This window comes from Wolbachia endosymbiont of Drosophila barbarae (assembly GCF_044752445.1).
GTDB classification, from domain to species: Bacteria; Pseudomonadota; Alphaproteobacteria; order Rickettsiales; family Anaplasmataceae; genus Wolbachia; species Wolbachia pipientis.
The window spans coordinates 1-1,084 of sequence record NZ_JBIXJM010000098.1 but is presented as its reverse complement, the minus strand read 5'-3'; the positions used below and the strand labels follow the sequence as shown (position 1 = coordinate 1,084).

Below are 1,084 nucleotides of genomic sequence, written 5' to 3'. Positions count from 1 at the left end.
AACCATACGCGTCAAGTTAAGGAAAAGTGTAAGTAAAGTTGATAGAGTGAAGGAAAATAATAAGGTATAAATTTTCTTGGATATATGAATGAGAGAACTTACAATGGACAGAATAGCTTGCTTATCAAAAGACCTCAATGAATTCTTTAATGAAAAAGCAGACGAAATATCAATTGCAGTAGGTTTTATAAAAAGAAAGAGAAAACTTAATGGCTCATCATTCATAAAAGCTATGGTTTTTGGTAACATAGGAGTTGATGATTGCAGCATAGAAACAATGTGCCAATTGCTAAATGAAGACTCGATAGAAATTACAAAACAGGGTTTAGATTTTAGGTTTAGTGAAGAAGCAGTTGAGTTCATGAAAAAAATGTATAACGAAGCTTTGTGTTTATTTAAAAAAAGTCTACAGATTGATTGCAAAATTTTACAGCAATTTGGAAGCGTTAAATTATTGGATAGCAGCTACATTAGCCTGCCCAGTAGCATGGAAGATATGTACAAAGGATATGGCAGTAGCTATAGAGATTGTGAGAATAATACCAAATCAGGAATAAAGCTACAGGTAGTCTTTGATTACCTGAATCAAGCGCTAGATAAGTTAAATTTTATGGAAGGAATAAGGTCGGATCAAGGTTATAGGGATTATCTGAACGGTTTATCAGCCAATGATTTGCTAATATTTGACTTGGGCTACTTTGTGCCTAGTTCTTTTAAACAGATTGATGAAGCAGGTGCATATTTTGTTAGTCGTTATAAGTCTGATACCAATATATATGATATAGAAACAAATCAAAAAATAGAGCTATTGGAGTATTTAGAAGGTCAATTATCTTCAGAAAAAGAAGTATTATTAGGAAAGGAAGTAAAAATTAAGGTAAGAATTATATGTCAAAAGCTAACTGAAGAACAGTCTATGGCTAGAAGAAGAAAGGCTAATAAATTAGCAAAGTCACATGGATATACATCTTCTCAAAAGAATCAAAAGTTATTAGATTGGTCAATATTTATAACTAATGTTCCAGAGAGTAAAATTAATGCTGAACAAATATTGACGGTTTATAGAGTAAGATGGCAAATCGAA

General features: G+C 31.5%; 1 protein-coding gene. It reads left to right on the top strand.

What is annotated here, in order from left to right; genetic code table 11:
* Nucleotides 1-103: 103 nt before the first annotated feature.
* Nucleotides 104-1,084: IS4-like element ISWosp9 family transposase (locus ACIPNH_RS01260; RefSeq protein ID WP_400771155.1), on the top strand; the 981-nt coding region annotated here is incomplete at its 3' end.